This is a genomic window from Methylomicrobium lacus LW14 (assembly GCF_000527095.1).
Lineage (GTDB): Bacteria > Pseudomonadota > Gammaproteobacteria > Methylococcales > Methylomonadaceae > Methylomicrobium > Methylomicrobium lacus.
The window spans coordinates 887,799-905,989 of sequence record NZ_AZUN01000001.1; the positions used below are offsets into that span (position 1 = coordinate 887,799).

Annotated in this window: 15 protein-coding genes and 1 pseudogene; 9 read left to right on the forward strand and 7 right to left on the reverse strand. The window is 53.8% G+C overall.

The window, feature by feature from the left end; genetic code table 11:
* The first annotated feature begins 150 nt into the window (after positions 1–150).
* The 5 genes and pseudogenes from METLA_RS21720 (at position 151) to METLA_RS20535 (ending at position 6,231) form a co-directional block, all read left to right on the forward strand.
* Positions 151–1,029, forward strand: coding sequence for a phosphate-starvation-inducible PsiE family protein (locus tag METLA_RS21720; protein ID WP_024297313.1), 879 nt, complete (start codon positions 151–153; stop codon positions 1,027–1,029).
* 48 nt (positions 1,030–1,077) lie between these two features.
* The gene (locus tag METLA_RS0103925; protein WP_024297314.1) at positions 1,078–2,475 is read left to right on the forward strand and encodes a cytochrome ubiquinol oxidase subunit I; all 1,398 of its coding nucleotides are present in this window, start codon (positions 1,078–1,080) and stop codon (positions 2,473–2,475) included.
* Positions 2,476–2,477: 2 nt separating this feature from the next.
* Complete coding sequence (locus METLA_RS0103930) at positions 2,478–3,482, forward strand: cytochrome d ubiquinol oxidase subunit II (protein ID WP_024297315.1); 1,005 nt, start codon at positions 2,478–2,480, stop codon at positions 3,480–3,482.
* 171 nt (positions 3,483–3,653) lie between these two features.
* On the forward strand, positions 3,654–5,060 hold the full coding sequence (locus METLA_RS0103935; protein WP_245598723.1) for a type I secretion system permease/ATPase: 1,407 nt from the start codon (positions 3,654–3,656) through the stop codon (positions 5,058–5,060).
* A 55-nt stretch (positions 5,061–5,115) separates the two neighbouring features.
* Positions 5,116–6,231 (forward strand): annotated as a pseudogene (locus tag METLA_RS20535) (ISAs1 family transposase).
* Here METLA_RS20535 and METLA_RS0103945 read toward each other — a convergent pair.
* The 3 genes from METLA_RS0103945 to METLA_RS0103955 all read right to left on the reverse strand — a co-directional run bounded on the left by METLA_RS0103945 (position 6,215) and on the right by METLA_RS0103955 (position 10,004).
* Positions 6,215–6,550 (reverse strand): response regulator transcription factor, encoded by a 336-nt coding sequence (locus METLA_RS0103945; protein ID WP_024297316.1) that lies wholly within the window; start codon positions 6,548–6,550, stop codon positions 6,215–6,217. The pseudogene METLA_RS20535 and the gene METLA_RS0103945 overlap by 17 nt on opposite strands.
* Before the next feature lie 294 nt (positions 6,551–6,844).
* On the reverse strand, positions 6,845–8,470 hold the full coding sequence (locus METLA_RS0103950) for an ArnT family glycosyltransferase (protein ID WP_024297317.1): 1,626 nt from the start codon (positions 8,468–8,470) through the stop codon (positions 6,845–6,847).
* 271 nt (positions 8,471–8,741) lie between these two features.
* Positions 8,742–10,004 (reverse strand): MgtC/SapB family protein, encoded by a 1,263-nt coding sequence (locus METLA_RS0103955; RefSeq protein ID WP_024297318.1) that lies wholly within the window; start codon positions 10,002–10,004, stop codon positions 8,742–8,744.
* A gap of 129 nt (positions 10,005–10,133) precedes the next feature.
* Between METLA_RS0103955 and METLA_RS0103960 the strand changes: the two genes are divergently transcribed.
* On the forward strand, positions 10,134–10,778 hold the full coding sequence (locus METLA_RS0103960) for a cold shock and DUF1294 domain-containing protein (protein WP_024297319.1): 645 nt from the start codon (positions 10,134–10,136) through the stop codon (positions 10,776–10,778).
* Positions 10,779–10,844: 66 nt separating this feature from the next.
* On the opposite strand, the gene def is transcribed toward METLA_RS0103960, so the two are convergent.
* The 4 genes from def to METLA_RS0103980 all read right to left on the reverse strand — a co-directional run bounded on the left by def (position 10,845) and on the right by METLA_RS0103980 (position 15,175).
* The gene (def, locus tag METLA_RS0103965) at positions 10,845–11,369 is read right to left on the reverse strand and encodes a peptide deformylase (protein ID WP_024297320.1); all 525 of its coding nucleotides are present in this window, start codon (positions 11,367–11,369) and stop codon (positions 10,845–10,847) included.
* Positions 11,370–11,406: 37 nt separating this feature from the next.
* The gene (ppk1, locus tag METLA_RS0103970; protein WP_024297321.1) at positions 11,407–13,497 is read right to left on the reverse strand and encodes a polyphosphate kinase 1; all 2,091 of its coding nucleotides are present in this window, start codon (positions 13,495–13,497) and stop codon (positions 11,407–11,409) included.
* A 24-nt stretch (positions 13,498–13,521) separates the two neighbouring features.
* Positions 13,522–14,178, reverse strand: a complete 657-nt coding sequence (locus METLA_RS0103975; protein ID WP_024297322.1) for a class I SAM-dependent methyltransferase — start codon at positions 14,176–14,178, stop codon at positions 13,522–13,524.
* Positions 14,179–14,254: 76 nt separating this feature from the next.
* Positions 14,255–15,175 (reverse strand): 1-aminocyclopropane-1-carboxylate deaminase/D-cysteine desulfhydrase, encoded by a 921-nt coding sequence (locus METLA_RS0103980; RefSeq protein ID WP_024297323.1) that lies wholly within the window; start codon positions 15,173–15,175, stop codon positions 14,255–14,257.
* 392 nt (positions 15,176–15,567) lie between these two features.
* Between METLA_RS0103980 and METLA_RS0103985 the strand changes: the two genes are divergently transcribed.
* From METLA_RS0103985 to METLA_RS0103995, 3 genes are all read left to right on the forward strand, one after another.
* A complete protein-coding gene (locus METLA_RS0103985) occupies positions 15,568–16,971 on the forward strand; it encodes an NHL repeat-containing protein (RefSeq protein WP_152539363.1) in 1,404 nt (467 codons plus the stop codon).
* Positions 16,972–17,294: 323 nt separating this feature from the next.
* On the forward strand, positions 17,295–17,780 hold the full coding sequence (locus METLA_RS20540; protein WP_024297325.1) for a DUF4915 domain-containing protein: 486 nt from the start codon (positions 17,295–17,297) through the stop codon (positions 17,778–17,780).
* Between the two features lie 82 nt (positions 17,781–17,862).
* Entirely contained in the window at positions 17,863–18,177 is a 315-nt protein-coding gene (locus tag METLA_RS0103995) for a DUF4915 domain-containing protein (protein WP_024297326.1), read from the forward strand.
* Positions 18,178–18,191 lie beyond the last annotated feature (14 nt).

An 18,191-nucleotide genomic window follows, 5' to 3' on the forward strand; every position in this document is an offset into this window, starting at 1 on the left:
GAACGAGGAAGGGGCTCCCCGTTTGGGTTTGTTGACTATTGGCAGACGCATGTTACATTATTGCTTTTAAGGCAGTCGTAATGAAATCTCAATGTGTCTGCCACGTATCCGAATAGCGCTCGCATAATTATAACGACAGAGGCATTCATCGTGATTCAGCTAACCTATATTAGCACCCCGACCCGGCCCATGAGCAACGACGATCTTATGGGTATCCTGACTCCCTCCCGCCTGAATAATGCCTGCCTCGGCGTTTCCGGTATGCTGTTGTACACCGGCGAGGCGTTCATCCAGGTGCTGGAAGGTGAGGAGAAAGTCGTCGACGATTTGGTGGCCGATATCAAGAAGGACCCCCGGCATAAAGACTTCCGCATCATCGAAAGAAAAAAAATCAACACCCGCGAATATGCCGAATGGACGATGGGCTTCAAAAGAGTGGACAAAGAGGAACTTCGCAATGTGCCAGGATTGAATAAGTTTTTCGAGACCGACCTGAGCGGCAGTCTGAGCGCGGACAAGTCGGACTTGATCAACAAACTGACGCACCATTTCCTGACCGAAAGCAAAAAGAAGAATGAACACGATGAATTGTCTCTGGAAGAGGACGACGCGTTTATTCGTTTTTTGCATACGATGATTCGCTTCGGCGTCAAGGTGCTGGCTTTGCTGATGATGCTAACCGTGCTCTGGTGCGTTTTTGACGTGATGATTGTGATATACCAGGAAATATTGAGCCATCCGATTGCCACGTTGGGGAAATCCGAAATTCTGCATGTGTTCGGTTCCTTCATGATCGTGCTGATCGCGGTCGAAATATTTATCAACATCACCTTGTACATACGAAAAGATGTAATACCGGTCAAGATGGTGGTTGCGACCGCGCTAATGGCGGTCGCGCGAAAGATTATCGTCTTCGACTTTCACGAGGTGTCGGCTTTACATGTGATCGGCACCGCACTGCTGGTGCTGGCCTTGGGCGGCTGTTATTGGTTGCTGGAGCGCGAATTCAAGGTGCATTCGGACGCCTAAGACCGAGCTTGGTCTTTCCGACAGACTTCTATTGTTCGAGGAAAGCTGATGGATTCTTTGCAAGATACGCTATTGTTATCGCGCCTGCAATTCGCGCTGACCGCAATTTTTCACATCCTTTGGCCGCTCTTGACGGTCGGATTGTCGATCTTTCTGGTCGCGGTTGAAATTCTCTGGCTGAAGACGAAGGACCCGGATTATTTTCATCACGCACGCTTCTGGGGCAAGTTGTTTCTGCTGAACTTTGCCGTCGGTGTGGTCAGCGGCATACCAATGGAATTCGAATTCGGCACCAACTGGGCGCCGTTCTCCCGCCTGACCGGCGAATTTTTCGGCAACATCCTCGGCTACGATGGCGCGATGGCACTGATGCTGGAAGCGGGCTTTCTCGGTATCATGATGTTCGGCTGGAACCGAGTGCCGGCTGGCATGCATTTGTTCGCGACCGCCATGGTGGCGCTGGGATCGTCGCTGTCCGCCTTCTGGATCATGATCGCCAACGGCTGGATGCAGGCGCCCACCGGCGGCCATATCGAGGCCGGACGCTATGTCGTCGACAGTTATGCCGAAGCCTTGCTGAATCCCTATCATTATTGGGGTTATGCGCATATGTGGCTAGCCTGCATCGAGACCAGTCTGCTCGTGGTCGGCGGTGTGTCCGCCTGGTACATCCTGAAGCAGCGCCATCAAAACCTGTTCCGCAAATCCTTGAAGCTGGCATTGGCCGGTTTGTTGGCGGCGGCGCCGTTGCAGATTCTGGTCGGCGATGTGGCCGGCTTATACCTGTTCGATCTACAGCCGGCGAAGACCGCTGCGATAGAGGCGCATTGGGACACCAATCCGCCGGGGCAGGGCGCCGAGTGGCATGTCTTGGCCTGGCCCAACAAACAAAAGCAGGCCAACGACTGGGTGCTCTCGATACCCAATGCCTTGAGCCTGATCGCCACGCATTCGCTGGACGGGCAGGTCAAAGGCTTGAATGAGTTCGCTCCCGCCGACCAGCCGCCGGCGATTGGACTGATTTTCTACAGTTTTCGCGTGATGCTGGCCGCAGGACTGGCGATCGCGGCGTTGATGGGCGTCAGCGCGTGGTATGGGTGGCGGCAACGTCGGCAGCCGATCACTCTGGCGTTGCCGCCATGGCTATTGAAAGCTTGGGTGGCCGCCATTCCTTTGGGCTATATCGCGACCGAATGCGGCTGGATAGTGCGCGAAGTCGGGCGCCAGCCCTGGGCGGTTTACGGTTTGTTGCGCACCGCTCAGGGCGTATCGGCCCTTTCGCCAAGCGCGGTCGCGACCAGCCTGGTTTTGTTCGCGGGGGTTTATACGTTGTTGTTGGCGTCATTTTTAGTGTTCGCCCGGCGTATCATCATGGCCGGGCCGAATATCGATCAGCCGTTGCCGGCATTCATGCCTTCAGTGAATCCTGAACAGGAAAAGGGTTAGCCATGGAACATCAAGTCTCCGAATTTTTGATCAATGCCTGGGCGGCGATATTCACCTTGATGTTGACCGCCTATGTGGCGCTGGACGGTTTTGACCTCGGCATCGGGATTTTGTCATTGACCGAACGGGACTCGTCCCGAAAGGCTGTGATGATGGAGGGTCTGAGCGGCGTATGGGATGCCAATGAAACCTGGCTGGTGCTGCTCGGCGGCACGCTGTTCGGCGCCTTTCCGCTCGCTTATGCGGCGGTCCTGGAAACGTTGTATGTGCCGGTATTGCTGATGTTGTTTGCGCTGATTTTCCGCGGCGTCGCCTTTGAGTTTCGTCTGTATGCGCGCCGGCCGGCAGGATGGCTGCTCGCTTTCGGCATCGGCAGCTTGCTGGCGGCGCTGGCGCAGGGCTTCGCGTTGGGTGCTTTGCTTGGCGGCAGGATCATCGACAGGGCCGGCACTCCAGCGGACCTCTTCGCTTGGTTCAGTCCATTTTCGCTGTTGGCGGCCGTTCTAGTGGTTAATCTGTATGTGCTGCTCGGCGCCAGTTATTTGCTGCGCAAGGCTGATGGGGCGCTGCTTGAGTCGGCTCATCGTTGGGCTTGGCGAGCCGCGCTCTCGTTGTCTTTACTGTTGCCGGTGTTTATTGGGTGCAGCGCGCGGGTCATGCCTTCCGTGGCAGAGCGTTGGAGCGTTGAACCTTTGGCATTCGCAATACTGGCCGGTTGTCTCGCCATACCGTTGTTGATGTTACTGCGAAGCCTTCATCAACGCCATAACGGTAGTCCGTTTTTCTGGGTTTTGACTGGATTGATAGTGTCGGTCATAGGCTTGGTGGTCAGCCATTATCCATTCCTGGTCCCGGGGTCGATGACACTGCATGGCGCCGCATCGTCGACCAGAACGCTGGAGTTCATGCTTTATGCGGTCGGCGGGCTGTTGCCTTTCATCCTAGGCTATAACGCTTATCAGTATTATGTGTTTCGCGGCCGCCTGCAATCGGAGCATAAAAACTGAGCGCATTTTTCCGTCGCGTAAACGCCAACCAAAACCTCCATGGCGAATAGCCGTGCGATATAATTAATACCGCCACGCCCCAGCTTGGCGATTTCTATGCCCGCATAGCGGCGCCTATCTTTCTCCGTTTATGAGACAATACCTATTTTTTGCACCCGGCACTGTCCGCACATGAAAACCATCAAGACCGATCTGGAACAGGCTCTGCATCTCTGTAAAGGAACATTTTTGTCGGCAGCGGGTTTTAGCTTGTTGATTAATTTCCTGATGATTGTTCCATCGATCTATATGCTGCAAGTCTATGATCGGGTGGTGTCGACAGGCAATAAAACCACGCTGCTGATGTTGACATTGATCATGCTCGTGTTATTCATCACGATGGCTTCACTGGAGTGGGTGCGGTCACAAATTTTGGTCAGGGTCAGCACCCGTTTGGAACTCTTGTTGAATGAACGCTTGTTCCGGGTCGCGTTTAAGCAGGCCTTATACAGCGGCGGGAGGCAAGCGACGACACAGGCGCTCGACGATCTGACCGGCCTGCGTCAATTTCTCACCGGCAACGGCTTGTTTGCTTTCTTTGACGCGCCCTGGATGCCGGTTTATTTGGGACTGCTGTTTATATTCCACCCCTGGTATGGCTGGTTTTCAGTCTTTACCGCCATGCTATTGACTCTGGTCGCGGTGGCGAACGAAAAAGCCACGGCCAAAACGCTGAGCGAAGCCAACAAAATTTCTATCGCTACGCGATCCTTGTTAGGCAAGAACTTGCGCAATGCCGAAGTGATCGAGTCGATGGGCATGTTAGGCAGTTTACGCCGACGCTGGATGGAAGGTGCGATAAAAGTCCTGGACTTGCAAGCCCTCGCCAGCTCCCGTGCCGGGCTATTAACCGCGCTGTCCAAAGTCATTCGCATTTCATCGCAGTCACTCATCTTGGGCTTAGGCGCTTATTTGACGATCGAGCGCGAAATTTCAGGGGGCCTGATGATTGCCGGCTCCATCCTGATGGGCAGGGCATTGGCCCCTATTGATTTAATGATCGGCACCTGGAAGGGCTTTATCAGCGCGCGTGACCAGTACAAGCGCCTAAACGAAATCCTGCAGCAAATCCCCGCCGAAAAGGAGCACATGCAATTGCCCGATCCCCAGGGCCGCATTCAGCTCGAAAATGCGATTGTCACGCCGCCGGGCAGCAAGACGCCCGTTATCAAAGGTCTCAATCTGGTGATCGAAAAAGGCGACATTGTCGGGGTGCTCGGTCCCAGCGGTGCCGGTAAATCGACGCTGGCGCGTGCCCTATTGGGCATTTGGCCCACAGCGAACGGCGCCATTCGCCTGGACGGTGCGGAAGTCTTCAACTGGGACCGCGAGCATCTCGGCCGTTTCATCGGCTACTTGCCTCAGGACATTGAGCTGTTCGAGGGCACCATCAGCGAAAACATCGCCCGATTCGGCGAAATCGATCCGGAAAAGGTGGTCGAGGCTGCCAAAATGGCCGATGTACACGAGTTGATTTTACGCTTTCCTGACGGCTATGACACCGTCATTGGGGCGACGGGCCAGGGCAATCGCGCTTAAAAGCACTTGAAAATAGAATTTAGATGAGGTAATAAGTCTATCATGTTGAATTGCAATGATAGAAAAACCAACGCCTTCAATTATTCATCACTTTTCGAGCATTAAAGACCCCAGGGTTAACCGGCAAAAGAAGCATCAACTGCAAGATATATTCTTTATCAGCCTCTGCGCAGTGATTTGCGGAGCGGATAACTGGGTTGCGATTGAAGAATTTGGCTTAGCCAAAGAGGACTGGTTCACTGAATTGCTGGGATTAGAGCATGGCATCCCTTCGCACGACACCTTCGGTGAAGTGTATGCGGCCATTGATACCGACCAGTTTAGCGACTGCTTTTCCCGTTGGGTATCTGATTTAGCCCGTCTCACCGACGGGGAAGTCATTGCGATCGACGGCAAGTGCTTAAGGCGGAGCGTGGACAAAGCCTCAAAAAAAGCCGCGATCTATATGGTCAGCGCATGGGCGCAACAAAATAACCTGGTTTTAGGGTAGGTCAAAGTCGATGACAAATCGAATGAAATTACGGCCATTCCGAAGTTATTGTCACGACTGGATATAGCGGGGGCCGTGGTGACTATCGATGCGATGGGGTGCCAAAAGAAGATAGCCGAGCAGATTAAACAGCAAGGTGGTGACTATGTGTTGAGCCTGAAAGGCAACCAGGGTACTCTGCATGAGGATGTCCTTACCTTTTTTACCTCGTCGTTATCGCCGGCAGTCGCCTCTGTCAGTTATGACGGCGAGCATGGCCGAATCGAAACGCGCTCGCTTCGAGCAACCGCCGACATTGCTTGGCTGCAAGAGCGGCATGGCTGGAAAGGCTTGCAAAGTATTATCGCCGTCACGGCCAAAAGAGAAATCGATAACAAAGTAACCGAGGAAACGCGCTATTTTATCAGCAGTCTGGATGCCCATGATCCGAAGCGATTGGAGCGTGCGGTGCGAGCACACTGGGCGATTGAAAATAATCTTCATTGGGTGCTTGATATCGTCTTTGATGAGGACAGCAATCGAACGCGGAAAGGACATAGTGCGGCGAACCTGGCGGTGATCCGGCATATTGCCCTGAACCTGATCAAAGCTGAAAAAACGTCTAAGGTGGGAGTGAAAATCAAGCGCTTAAAGGCCGGATGGGATAACGATTATTTACTCCGTGTCATCGGGATGATTTAAGCGCGATTACCCTGGTCAGATGATTGCGAACCGTTTTTTCACTGATACCCAGTTTTTCGCCAATATTTTGCTGTTGGGTGATGCCTGTAAGAGCAAAGGAATGTGTTGGTGATAATTTTTCCCCAACCAGCAGCAAATCAAGCAAAATGACGTCGGGAGTGTGCGCGCTGGTAAGCCGGTAGATATCATCAAAGCCATTTGATTCGGCAACGACTTGAAATTTTGGCTGATTTTCAAGCAGTGTGCGCAGCCCGATTCGAACAATCTCATGCCGCTCTAAAACGAGTATGCGTATTTTTTCTCTTGATACGTCGTCCATGAGTTACCTTAAGGTTAACGGCTAATTTAAGTTATTCTAACAAAGTGATTCGCTAGAACATTAAGCCAAGCTGATGCCGCAGGGGCTATTGCGGTGTGTCCTTTTTTTGAAGATCAGTTTTACATGCCGTTGTCTTCGGCTCCGCTCAGCCAACGCTATATTCGCAATCGACTATCGGTGTGTTCTCGCTGAAAATTGCTGAAGACCAGCCAGGTTTTTAAAATCTGGCTGGTCTTTGGGAGGGAAGTTATCTTTGACCCAATCCATGGGCGTAAACCTGCTGGAGGGAAGACTTCAGGCATTCGGCAGGGATTGGACGATCAACCATTCTTCACGGTAAGGCTGGACATAGTCGGTCTGCAATCTGATTCGCTTATTGACGGGATTTTGCGAAGGGCCGATGGAAACCACATGCCCATGCGGATACTCGTGCAACCACTGCGGCATATCTTTGGGTTGGATCACCGTCATCGGCTCCTTCAGACGCAACAGGAACAAAAACTGGCCGTCATATTTGCCGGCCCAGGCGATCGGTTCGCCGGCCTTCAGGTATTTTTCGAGCTGCACTGCCGCATCGTTCAAATGAAAGGCATTGCCGGTCGAGCTGAAAAAGCCGGCCAGGCTGGTCATCAACACAACGATCACGGAGGCCGACAGGGAATACGGCGTCAGCCGGCGGCTTTGGGTTTTCAACACGATGCCCGCGATGCTGGTCGCGATGATCGCGAGCGGCCACCAGATTTGCCGGTTTTGCAGCCAATGATAGGTTTTGACGTTCGGCAGCATCGGCAACAGCAGAAGGCCGAGGCCGAACAAGCCGATCACCACGAACGGCAGAAAATCGCCGAGACGGAGGCCGGCCGGCGCCCTTGACGTTAGCGCACGGCTCGTCAGCAACGCCAGGGCCGGCATCAACGGCAGCAAATAATGCACCTGCTTGCCGCTGATCGCGGAAAAACCGAGGATGCCGGCAAAAAACCAAATGGCGCAGAAACGTACAGTCGGGTCGGCGAACAGTTCCTTGCGGCAGACGGCCTGCCAGAACCGCGGCCAAAAAAACCACGGAAACAAGATCATCGGCGATAGTTCGAGATACCACCATAACGGCCGGCGGTGCGCAAAGCTGTTGACGACCCGGTCAGCGGTCTGATGCCAGAGCAGGGTGCCGCCGAAGGCATCGCCCGCATTCAACACCGCGGGCACGGCCCAGGCCAGGCCGATCGCAATGCCGATGACCAGCGCGATACCGCCTTGCAGGTACCATTTTCCGGGATCGCGTTTGGCTGTGTCGCTCCAGAACAGTCCTAATAAAAAGGGCGCCAGGATATGCATGAAGACGACAGGGCCTTTCGCGAGCAAACCGAAGCCGCAGCCTAACGCATACCACGCCCAGTACCGCCAGTCCAAGTTCTTGGAGGCTTTGACCAGACCGATCATCGCGGCCAGCACACACAGCCCGAGCAACATGTCGAACATCGAACTGTTCAGATAAGCGCCCCAGATCAGACTGCCGAACAACAGCCAGGGCGCCATGCGCATCGCCTGTTGATTGCCCGGCCACAACTGGCCGGCCAAATAGCTGAGCGCATATAGGCTGGCCAGCGCGCACAGCGGCGATACCAGCAGCAGCCAGAGTTCATTCACGCCGAACAATGCCCAGCCCAGATTGTCGATCCAGAACAACAGCGGCGGTTTGTGATGATAGGGAATGCCGTTCAGATGCGGCACGAGCCAGTTATGCCGAACCCACATGTCCCAGGCGACCGAGGCATAACGGGTTTCATCGAGAGGAATCAGGCGGTGAAAACCAAGATTGACCACGGTCAACAGCAGCCAGGCCGTAAAGATGCCGGCATGGCTCCGCATGATGGTTCTAGGCATCGCCACGGAATCGGAAGCGTCGAAGTGAGGGTGTTCCATTGCAAGTCAGTCCGGCAAATTTGAAGATAGTTATTTAACTCAAGAGTCGTGCCAAGCTTGTTTTGCTAAGCGATGCTTTTATCTAATTGATTAAGAAATAATTTATTCGGCATGGTTGAGATAATAAACTAAGAGGCGGTGGGTAAAAGCACCGTGCGCAGGTGAAATGCACCGATTCGCGTAGGTTATTTTAGGGTAAATAGTGAAGGAATTGACATCGAGTTCTGCTTGCGCGCCTCTGCTCACCGGCAAACCGTGTGGGGGGAGGGGATCAGATCGTCAGCGTCTTGGCGTAGACCGCCGACGCCACAAACAAAGCCGTCAGCCAGATCGCCCCGAAGCGTACCGAAATATTGCGTGCAAAGAACACGCTATAGGCGGCTTTCAGCAGATTATTGCTGCCGCTGGCCATTACGACGGCCGCGACGATGGCCGCTTCGGAAGCCGCAAATTTCCCGCTGAGTAATGCCAGAATGAACGGGTCGATATCGGTCATGCCGACCGCGATGGCCAGAATATTCAGGCCGTTACTGCCGAAGTGGCTGGTCACATAATGGGTGACGAAGGTAAACACCATGAATAGGACCGCGAACAGGACCGCAGTCGATAATTCGAGCGGGTGCTGAACATCTACCGCATTCGCAAAAGGGAGTGCCGGTTTCTGATAACGGCACAAAACGGCGGCCGCGATCAGCGACACCGCAACGATCAGCGCAAACGGCGGCAATAATTGTATGGCGACATGCGGATTGAACAGAAAAATCAGCGCCAGCAAGCGCAGGTACATCATCGTGGTCGCGATGATCAGGGCGGCCGAAACATGGCTTTCCGCCGCGGCCAGGTCGCGGGCGCGCCGGCCGATCACGACGGTCGCCACCGTGCTCGAATACAGCCCCGCCAATACCGCGGTCACCATCAGACCGCGGCTCTTAAAGAAATAACTGTTCAGCAGATAACTCAGATAGGAAAAACCGGAGACGATGATCACCGCCAGCCAGACTTTATCGTAAGTGACGGGCAGAGACGGTGCGATCGGCCGGTCCGGCAACAAGGGCAGAATCACGCCGGAAATGATCAAAAACTTGGCGAGGGTGACGACTTCGTCATTTGCAAGCTGATCCGAAAAACGATGAATGACCGGTTTTTCGCCGAGTATCAGGATCAGCACCACGACAAAAAGCATCAGGAACCAGTTCGGAAATGCAATCGCAACCGGACCGATCAGATAGATCAGCAAGGCCAGTAAAGGGCTGAATATCGAAAAGATACCTTTCGAGGCCAGGTGCCAGTAATAAACCAGTAGAGACGCGCCCAGCAACAAAAATCCCGCCGCGAACAAGTGCTTGGCGGGATCGAGCGAATACAGCAGGAAGCCCTGAATGGCGATCAATACAAAGGTGCGGGTGCTGCCGAAATGCAGTTGGTATTGGTTGATCTGATGATAACGGCGGAATTCCAGTCCGACCACGAACGCAAAGGCGACCGTCATCGCGAACTGGATCAACAAGGGGGGGATGGTTTCGGTGAATTCCATGAGACTATTCTAAAGCAGTTAAATAACACAGATGCCGAATAAGAAGGCGGCGCTATTCTAGCGTATTGCGCCGACTCCAATTCAACGCTATCTTTGGTTGAAACAATCGCTAACAATACGGGGAGATTCGTGCAAACCTATCAAGGCATCATCAAATCCTGGAAACCGGACAGAGGCTTCGGCTTTATCGAAACGGCCGCCGCCGAGCAGGACATTTTCATTCATATTCGGGATATCAAACATCCGGGTTATCAGCCGCAAGTCGGGGATCTTGTTCGCTATAGGCTGATGGCGGATAAAAACGGCAAGATCAGGGCCTACGATGCCACTATCGACGGCCAGCCGATCTTGCGTCCGTCCCCCCAAAAAATCGTTCCGCGAAGTCAGAGCGCCGGAAAACAGAAGCAGGGACTGGGACCATTTTTCATCCTGATCGCGTTGACGCCTTTTGTCTTTTCAGGTTGGTTGATCATCGAACAGCACAATCCATTGCCCTTTTTTGTCTATTTGGTGATGAGTTTAGTGACTTTTTTAGCCTACGCCAGGGATAAAACCAAAGCAATTAAGAGCGAATGGCGAACCCAGGAATCGACCTTGCATCTGCTTGAATTGCTTGGCGGCTGGCCGGGCGCTTTGATCACGCAAAAAACGATTCGGCATAAAAATAAAAAAATCTCGTTTCAAATCACTTTCTGGTTGATCGCAGCCTTACATTTGGCATGCTGGGTCGATTGGCTGTTTTTCAGTAGCCGGCTGCTGAAAATATTAGGCTAAGTCTTAGGTCAAAAATAACTTTCTCGAAGACACCAAAAACCTGTCAGGTCTTCGATCTGCATGGCGCTAGCTGAACAATTTCAAATATTCGCTTTCGGAAAAAATGTCCCGGTTGCTTTCGACCCGGTCCAGAAAAACCAGGCCGTCCAGATGATCGACTTCGTGCTGAAAGACGCGGGCGATGAAGTCGTGCAGGACCCTTTCGACCGGGGCGCCATTTTCGTCGGTGTAGGCTATCCGGATGTCTGTGTATCGAGGCACTAAGGCGCGAATGCCCGGAATGCTCAGGCAGCCTTCCCAGCCTTTTTCCTTGGCATCCGACAGCGCCCGGAAGGAAGGATTGATCATTACGGTCGGTTCCATCAGCGGCGCGTTCGGATAACGCGGGGTCGGGCGCGAGGCGACGATCACGAGGCGCCTGGATGCGTCGATTTGCGGCGCGGCGAGCCCTACGCCCTGGGTGCCTGCGAGCGAGGCTTTCATCGCCGCAATCAGTGCGCGCGTATCGGCGCCGTTCACGTCGCAGACCGGTTCGGCATTCTGCCGCAGCACGGCGGCGCCCAATTGGGCGATTTCTTTAATCTCGTTCATTGCATGGTTCCGGAGGATTCAAAAACAGGATAGATTATCAGCCCTGCAACTCCAGCAACAACTGGGTCTGTGCCTGCACCGGGTCCTGGTCTTCGGCGCGTTTTATGCGCTGATAATGGCCGTCCGGCTGCAAGAGCCAGGCTTGCGTATTGTCATGCAGATACAAATCCATCTCGCGCAGGATACGGTTTAGCAGTTTTTTATTGCCGATCGGGAAAAACACTTCCACGCGGCGGAACATGTTCCGGTTCATCAAATCGGCGCTGGAGGCATAAATTTCCTGATTGCCGTCATTATAAAAGATATAGAGGCGCTCATGTTCGAGGAAGCGGCCGATGATCGAACGCACCTCGATGTTTTCCGAAACGCCGGGAACGCCGGGGCGCAGGGTGCAAATGCCGCGCACGATCAGTTTGACCTCGACGCCGGCCTGGGAGGCACGGTACAAGGACTGAATCGCTTGTTCCTCGACCACCGCATTGACCTTGAACACGATTTTCGCCGGTTTGCCGCTTTTGGCATGGTTGATCTCGCGCTCGATTTTTTCCATCAGGCCGCTATGTAACGTAAACGGCGATTGCAGCAGTTTGTTCAGCTTGGTCACCTTGCCGAGGCTGGTCAACTGGGCAAAGACGCGGCGGACGTCCTCGCCCAGTTCCTTGTCGCAGGTAAACAGGCCGTAATCGGTGTAAAGTTGGCTCGTCTTCGGGTGATAGTTGCCGGTGCCGAGATGCACATAGTTGATCAGTTCCTTGCCTTCGCGGCGCAGCACCAGGCACATCTTCGCATGCGTCTTGTAACCGACGACGCCGTAAACCACATGCACCGCGGCCTCCTGCAGCTTCGCTGCCAGATCGATGTTGGCCTTCTCGTCGAAGCGGGCGCGCAGCTCGATCACGACGGTCACTTCCTTGCCGGCCCTGGCCGCCTTGATCAACGCATTCACGATCGGCGAGTCGGCGCCGGTTCGGTACAGGGTCTGCTTGATCGCCAACACCTCCGGCGACGCCGCGGCCTGGCGCAGAAATTCGACGACCGGCGCAAACGATTCGAAGGGATGATGCAGCAAAACATCCTGGCGCCGGATCGCCGCGAACATGTCCTTGTTGCGTGCGAATTGCGCCGGCGTACTGGCCTTGAACGGCACAAACTTCAGATCGGGGCGGTCGACCAGGCGGATGATCTCCTGCATCCGGTTCAGGTTGACCGGGCCGTCGACCAGAAACAGGTGTTGCCGGGTCATTTCGAAGCGGGCGAGCAGAAAGGCGACCGTTTCGTCCGGGCAGTTCGCGTCGATTTCGAGGCGGACTTCGTCGCCGTAGTTACGCATCGCCAGCTCGCCTTCGACCGCGAGCAGCAAGTCGTCGATCGCGTCGTCATCGACGAAAAAGTCGCTGTTGCGGGTAACCCGGAATTGATAACAGCCCTTGATGTTCATGCCGTTGAACAATTGATCGGCGAAGGCGTGGATGATCGAGGACAGGAATACGAAATCGTGCGGGCCGCTTTGCGTTTCCTCGGTCGGCAACTGCACGATGCGCGGCAGCGCGCGCGGCGCCTGCAGGATCGCGCGGCCGCTGTTGCGTCCGAACGCATCCTTGCCGGTCAGTGAGATGATGAAGTTCAAGCTTTTGTTCAGAATGCGCGGGAAAGGGTGCGCGGAATCCAGCCCAACCGGCGTCAGGATCGGCAGCACTTCTTCAGTGAAATAAGTTTGCAGCCATTTGAGTTGGGCTTCGCTCCAGTCCCTGCGGCGGACGAAATTGATGTTTTGCTCCCGTAGCTTCGGGATCAGAATCTCATTCAGCACCTGGTATTGCTCGGCGACCAGTTCATGCGCCTTGACCGAAATCAGTTCGAGCTGATCGGTTGGCGTCAGGCCGTCCGAGCCGGTCACCTTCGGGTCGATCGCGGCCATCTGAATCACCGAGGCGACCCGGACTTCGTAGAATTCGTCCAGGTTCGAGCAGGAAATGCACAGATAGTTGAGGCGCTCTAGCAGCGGCATGTGCTCGTTGCGGGCCTGCGCGAGCACCCGTCTGTTGAATTCCAGCAGGCTCGCGTCGCGGTTGATATAAAATTCGGGTTTCTGTAAGTCGATGGCGGGAATAGGGGCGGTGGGGTCCATGAATGTCCTTGCTGGGCTAACGCTTTAGGAAATAATGCCTTTGATAAAAACGTGACGGTCGCTGATTTGCTCGATGCGGAGCGGCAGCTCGGTCTCCCTGAGCTGCGCTTCGATTTCTTCGAGGGTGAAGGCGGCCAGCAGCGAATGGTAAAAATCGCGCCGTAAAATCTCCGCCTCATGGCTGGCATAAGTCTCGACCAATGCCGCTGCCGCCTCGCGGGAAGCGGGGCGCAGTAAATCCATCACGGCGACGCGGGTGCCCGGTTTAGCGTAGCGTTTGATCGTTTGCCACAGAGCCAGTGGGTCGGGTAAATGATGCAATAAGCTGTTGCTCAATATGATCGCATAAAATTGTTGCGGTAATATGACAAAGGGCAGGCGGCCGTGGATCAGGCGGATTCGGTCTTTGATCGGGGCGGTGAAGGTTTTTGCATATTCGAGCATCGCCTCGGAACCGTCGACCGCATCGAGCGTGCTGAGCGGAAAGGCTTTGGCGAAACGCACGCAGATGTCGCCCGGCCCGCAGCCCAGATCGAGCGCGGCGCCGTTAAAGTCCGGTTCGGCGACAAACTCTTGCAGGCGGTCGATGAATTGCTGATGCGGAATCTCGAAATCGGCTTCGGCATAGGCCTTCACCTGCACCGGGTCTTCCATCAATTCGGGCTCCATTTGTCTATCCATCGTTTGTTCTCATTTAATGATGCTATGCCTTGTCTACAACAAACACGAAAGGCACGAAAAATTTCATCATGGCGTTTTAGATGGCGTTGAATCCGCGCCTGCCCTGCAAGCCGCCGGTATGCACCGCGATGATGCGCAGGCCCGGCGTAAACTCACCCTTGGCGATCATATCGTACAAGCCGTAAAGCATTTTTCCCGTGTAAACCGGTTCGAGCGGGATTCGCTGAATTAATTCAAAAGTGCGGATGAATTCGAGCAATTCGGGCGTCGTTTTCGCGAAGCCGCCGCAATGATAATTCTGATTGATCTGCCAGTTAGTGTAAGGCTTGGGCAACAACCTTTCCACATCGCGCGTCAAAAAGTCCGCGTTTTTGAGCGCCGCAAAACCGAGCGCCGTTTTCGCGCCGTCCAGCGCGGCGATGCAGCCCGCCAAGGTCGTCCCGGTGCCGCAGGGCAGGCACAGCACATCGAAGGGGATGTCGATTTCTTCGACCAGTTCGGCGACGCCTTGCAGCGCCAAGGACTGCGCGCCGCCTTCCGGCAGCCAGTATTGTCCTGGGCTGATGCCCGGCAGGTCGAAAGATTCACGGTATTGCCTGAGCCGCCGGTAATCGCTGCGCGAGACGAAACGCAGCTCCATCCCCCAGTTCCGGCAGTCCTCTAAGGTAGGGCTTAAGTCCTGCGGCTGTTCGCCCCGAACAAGGCCGATGGTTTTAAGCCCCAGTTCTTTGCCCGCATAGGCCAAGGCATGCAAGTGGTTCGAATAGAAACCGCCCATGCTGATCAGCGTATCCGAGCCCAATTCGAGCGCGTGATTCAGGATGAATTTCAGCTTGCGCCATTTGTTGCCGGAGATTATGGGATGCAATTGATCGTCCCGCTTGATCCACAATTCAATTTGCTGCGCTTCCAAGACAGGATCGCTAATTTTATCCAGGGTAGAAGGATGAAAACTGTGTTCGAGTCTTAGCAGGTCGGAATGCGGAGTGGTCTGCATGACGGGGTGGTTAATGGGGAGCGAGATCGATGCCGGTGCTAATTAGAGCCAGTAAAGCAGAGTCAGTAAAGCGAAATTTGTTTTGAGATGGTTGTTCCAGGGCCTCAAGCAATAGTCCGGCGCTAATCTTTTTTTGTCGAGGAGAGGCATTGGCTTCAATGATAAATTAAACGATGAAAAAAACAATACTGGCGGATAATTCTACCGTGAAAATCACAGCGTGTTGCGTTGTTGATGCCTTCAATGTTGCAAGCGGTCATTAGATGGGGTATGCGCTTTAATGCGGCCGTTGACGATAGGCGCTAGAGAATTTATGATGGACGTTCAATGCTTCGGCTGAAGCCCAAGCCAAGCAGAGAACATTATAATTCTTGAGAACCGGGACGGTATCTGTGCAGTTCAAACATAAATTACTGAGTTGCGCCATTGCTTTGGCGCTTGGCTGTGCTAGCGGTACCGTTTATCCGGTCGATCCGACACCTAATTCCAAACCCTTTGGCTTGTCGGGAACGACGGAGCATGGTTTTGTGAAACTTGCCGGTAGTCAGTCAGGTCAGTTCTTAGCCGTATGGGAAGGATACGGGCAAGGTAAAAACGTCATTTACGGTCGATATACGAATCAGGGTTCTACCGTAGGAGACGAAATTAAGATCGCCGAATCGAGCGATCCCACTATTTATTTGAGCCTCTGGCCCGGGCAAAAGTCGGTCGCAATGGATCCGCAAGGTGATGCGGTTGTCTGTTGGGAGGCTGACAATCTCAAAACATCAAGTACACAAATTTTCTGCCGGCTTATTCCCAAGGATTCTGCATCCAACATCGCCACGCCAACTATTTCGATCACTACCCCGAGATTGGTCGGGGGGTATTCGGTGGCGATGGATGGAAGTGGCAATTTTATTGTTGCCTGGATAAATTTCGACACCAATGACGTGATGGCGAGGCGCTTCGCGGCCGATGGCACCGCAACGGGAGATGAATTCGTTGTGTCTGCGTATTCAGCTTTTGGAGGGCAGGTTTCTGTTGCGATGGATCACGACGGCGATGCGATTGTGGCGTGGCTAGCGACGAATGGCATCGTCGCCCGCCGGATCGACAAGGAAGGCCATATGCCGAGGGGCGGGTTTATTGTTGACAGTACACCGGGCGGTTTATTTACTTCAAGCGCTAGCACGGTGTATTTTGTGGATAACCCTAGCGTCGCGATGGATGACGCCGGCAACTTCGCGGTGGCTTGGGAGCGTAACCGGACCGATACCCAAACGGATCTGAAATGTCACCCTGCGACCTCTCAAGGTCAAAAATACAACGAGTGTGAGTACGAGACCTCTTCAGTGGATGCGACAGGCATATTCGCGCAGTGTTTCGACCTGAACGATAATGCGACCAATAAAAACAAGAAGACTCGGGACAAAGAAGATATCGCGATACGTTTCAGAAAAAAACAGAGTCATTTCTATCCGGATATCGCGATGGATTCTGCCGGCGATTTCGTCGTCAGTTGGCAGCAGAAACAGGCGAACAAGCAGTGCTCCGACGAACGTGAAGAAATGTATTGTGCTGAGGTTTTGAGTGGACACAACATTTTTGCGAGAAAATACAATCGGTTAAAACATAGACTCGAAGGCGCTAAGATCGTTGTCACAAAATCCAAAAAGTTGCCATATAACACAGACTCTTCGGTAGTGCTCATCGATGGCGGCAGTTTCGAAGTGGGTTGGGCGGCCGTCAACGATACCGGCTCTGCCTTTGAGCGGAAAGCCTCGGCGAGGTTTTTTCCCGCCAAGAAAAAATAATCCATAAACGCCTTGCAGATTATCGAGAGAGGGCGCGGCGGAACGCCCTTGTCTAGCATAGATAACGTTATGCTCAGATTCTGCTTATTTTCATGGCAATGGAATTCCAGGGATGACTGGCCAAAAAGATCCGAATCAAGAAAATCGCTAAACCGGTTAAGCTTATCAAGGATAATCAGCGCCGTCGGTTGCGATGTTGGATGACGGCAGTTTTACCGTGCTCTGGACGCAAGGCGATTACGATGATGGGAGTTTATCGGCAACGGCCAGATTCGTTCCGGGTAAAAAGAAAAATGTAGGAGATCAGCAAAAGAGAGCCAATAATGATTGAACAAAAAGATCCGAACCGTATGATCCGCTGCGACATGCAGCCCGGTTTTTTCGAATGGATGCGCGATCATCCGGTCAGTCTGGCGGTGACGACCTATCAGGCCGGAAAACTGCTGTTTCTCGGCTGGAACGGCAACACGGTATCGTTGCATGCCAAAAATTTCAGCAAGGCCATGGGCCTGGATGTGTCGGAGGACGGCAGTCTGGCACTGGCGACGCGGGATGAAATCCGTTTGTTTCGGAACGATCACTTGCTGGCGCCGGATTGCAATCCGAACAAACCCGGTTACTATGATGCGCTGTTTTTGCCGCGCGTCAGTTATTTTACCGGCAACCTGTTTGCGCACGATCTGGCTTTCGTCAAGGATGAAATCTGGTTTGTGAATACCCGTTTTTCCTGCCTGGCGACGGCCAGCGGCGCTCACGGTTTCGAGCCGCGTTGGCACAAAAATCGGCTTTGGCTGTTGAATTCGGGGTAGGGGGAACTGCTGATGCTGAAATTACGGGGGCAGGCGGAGACCGTTTGCAAGCTGCCCGCTTATTTGAGGGGATTGGCGTTTTTTGACGATTGCGATCGTCGGCTTGTGCAAGATTCGTGAGAAGAAAACATTCGGCGGCATGCCGGTCGAGGAGCGGGTCGGCCAATTAGTGTGCGGTATCGCGATCGTCGATTTGGTTCGCCGGGAGTGTGTCGGCATCTTCGAATTTACCGACGGCGTCGATGAAATTTACGATATCCGCGTTCTGGACGGCATCCGGCAGCCTAACTTGTTTCTTTGGGATGAAGATCCGGCAGAAGAGGCCATTACCGCTCCGGAATTCTCTTATTGGGTTCGCGAAGAATCGGCTCCGGCCGTTGCCGCGGCAGACGCGTAAACAAAAGTCCGGGC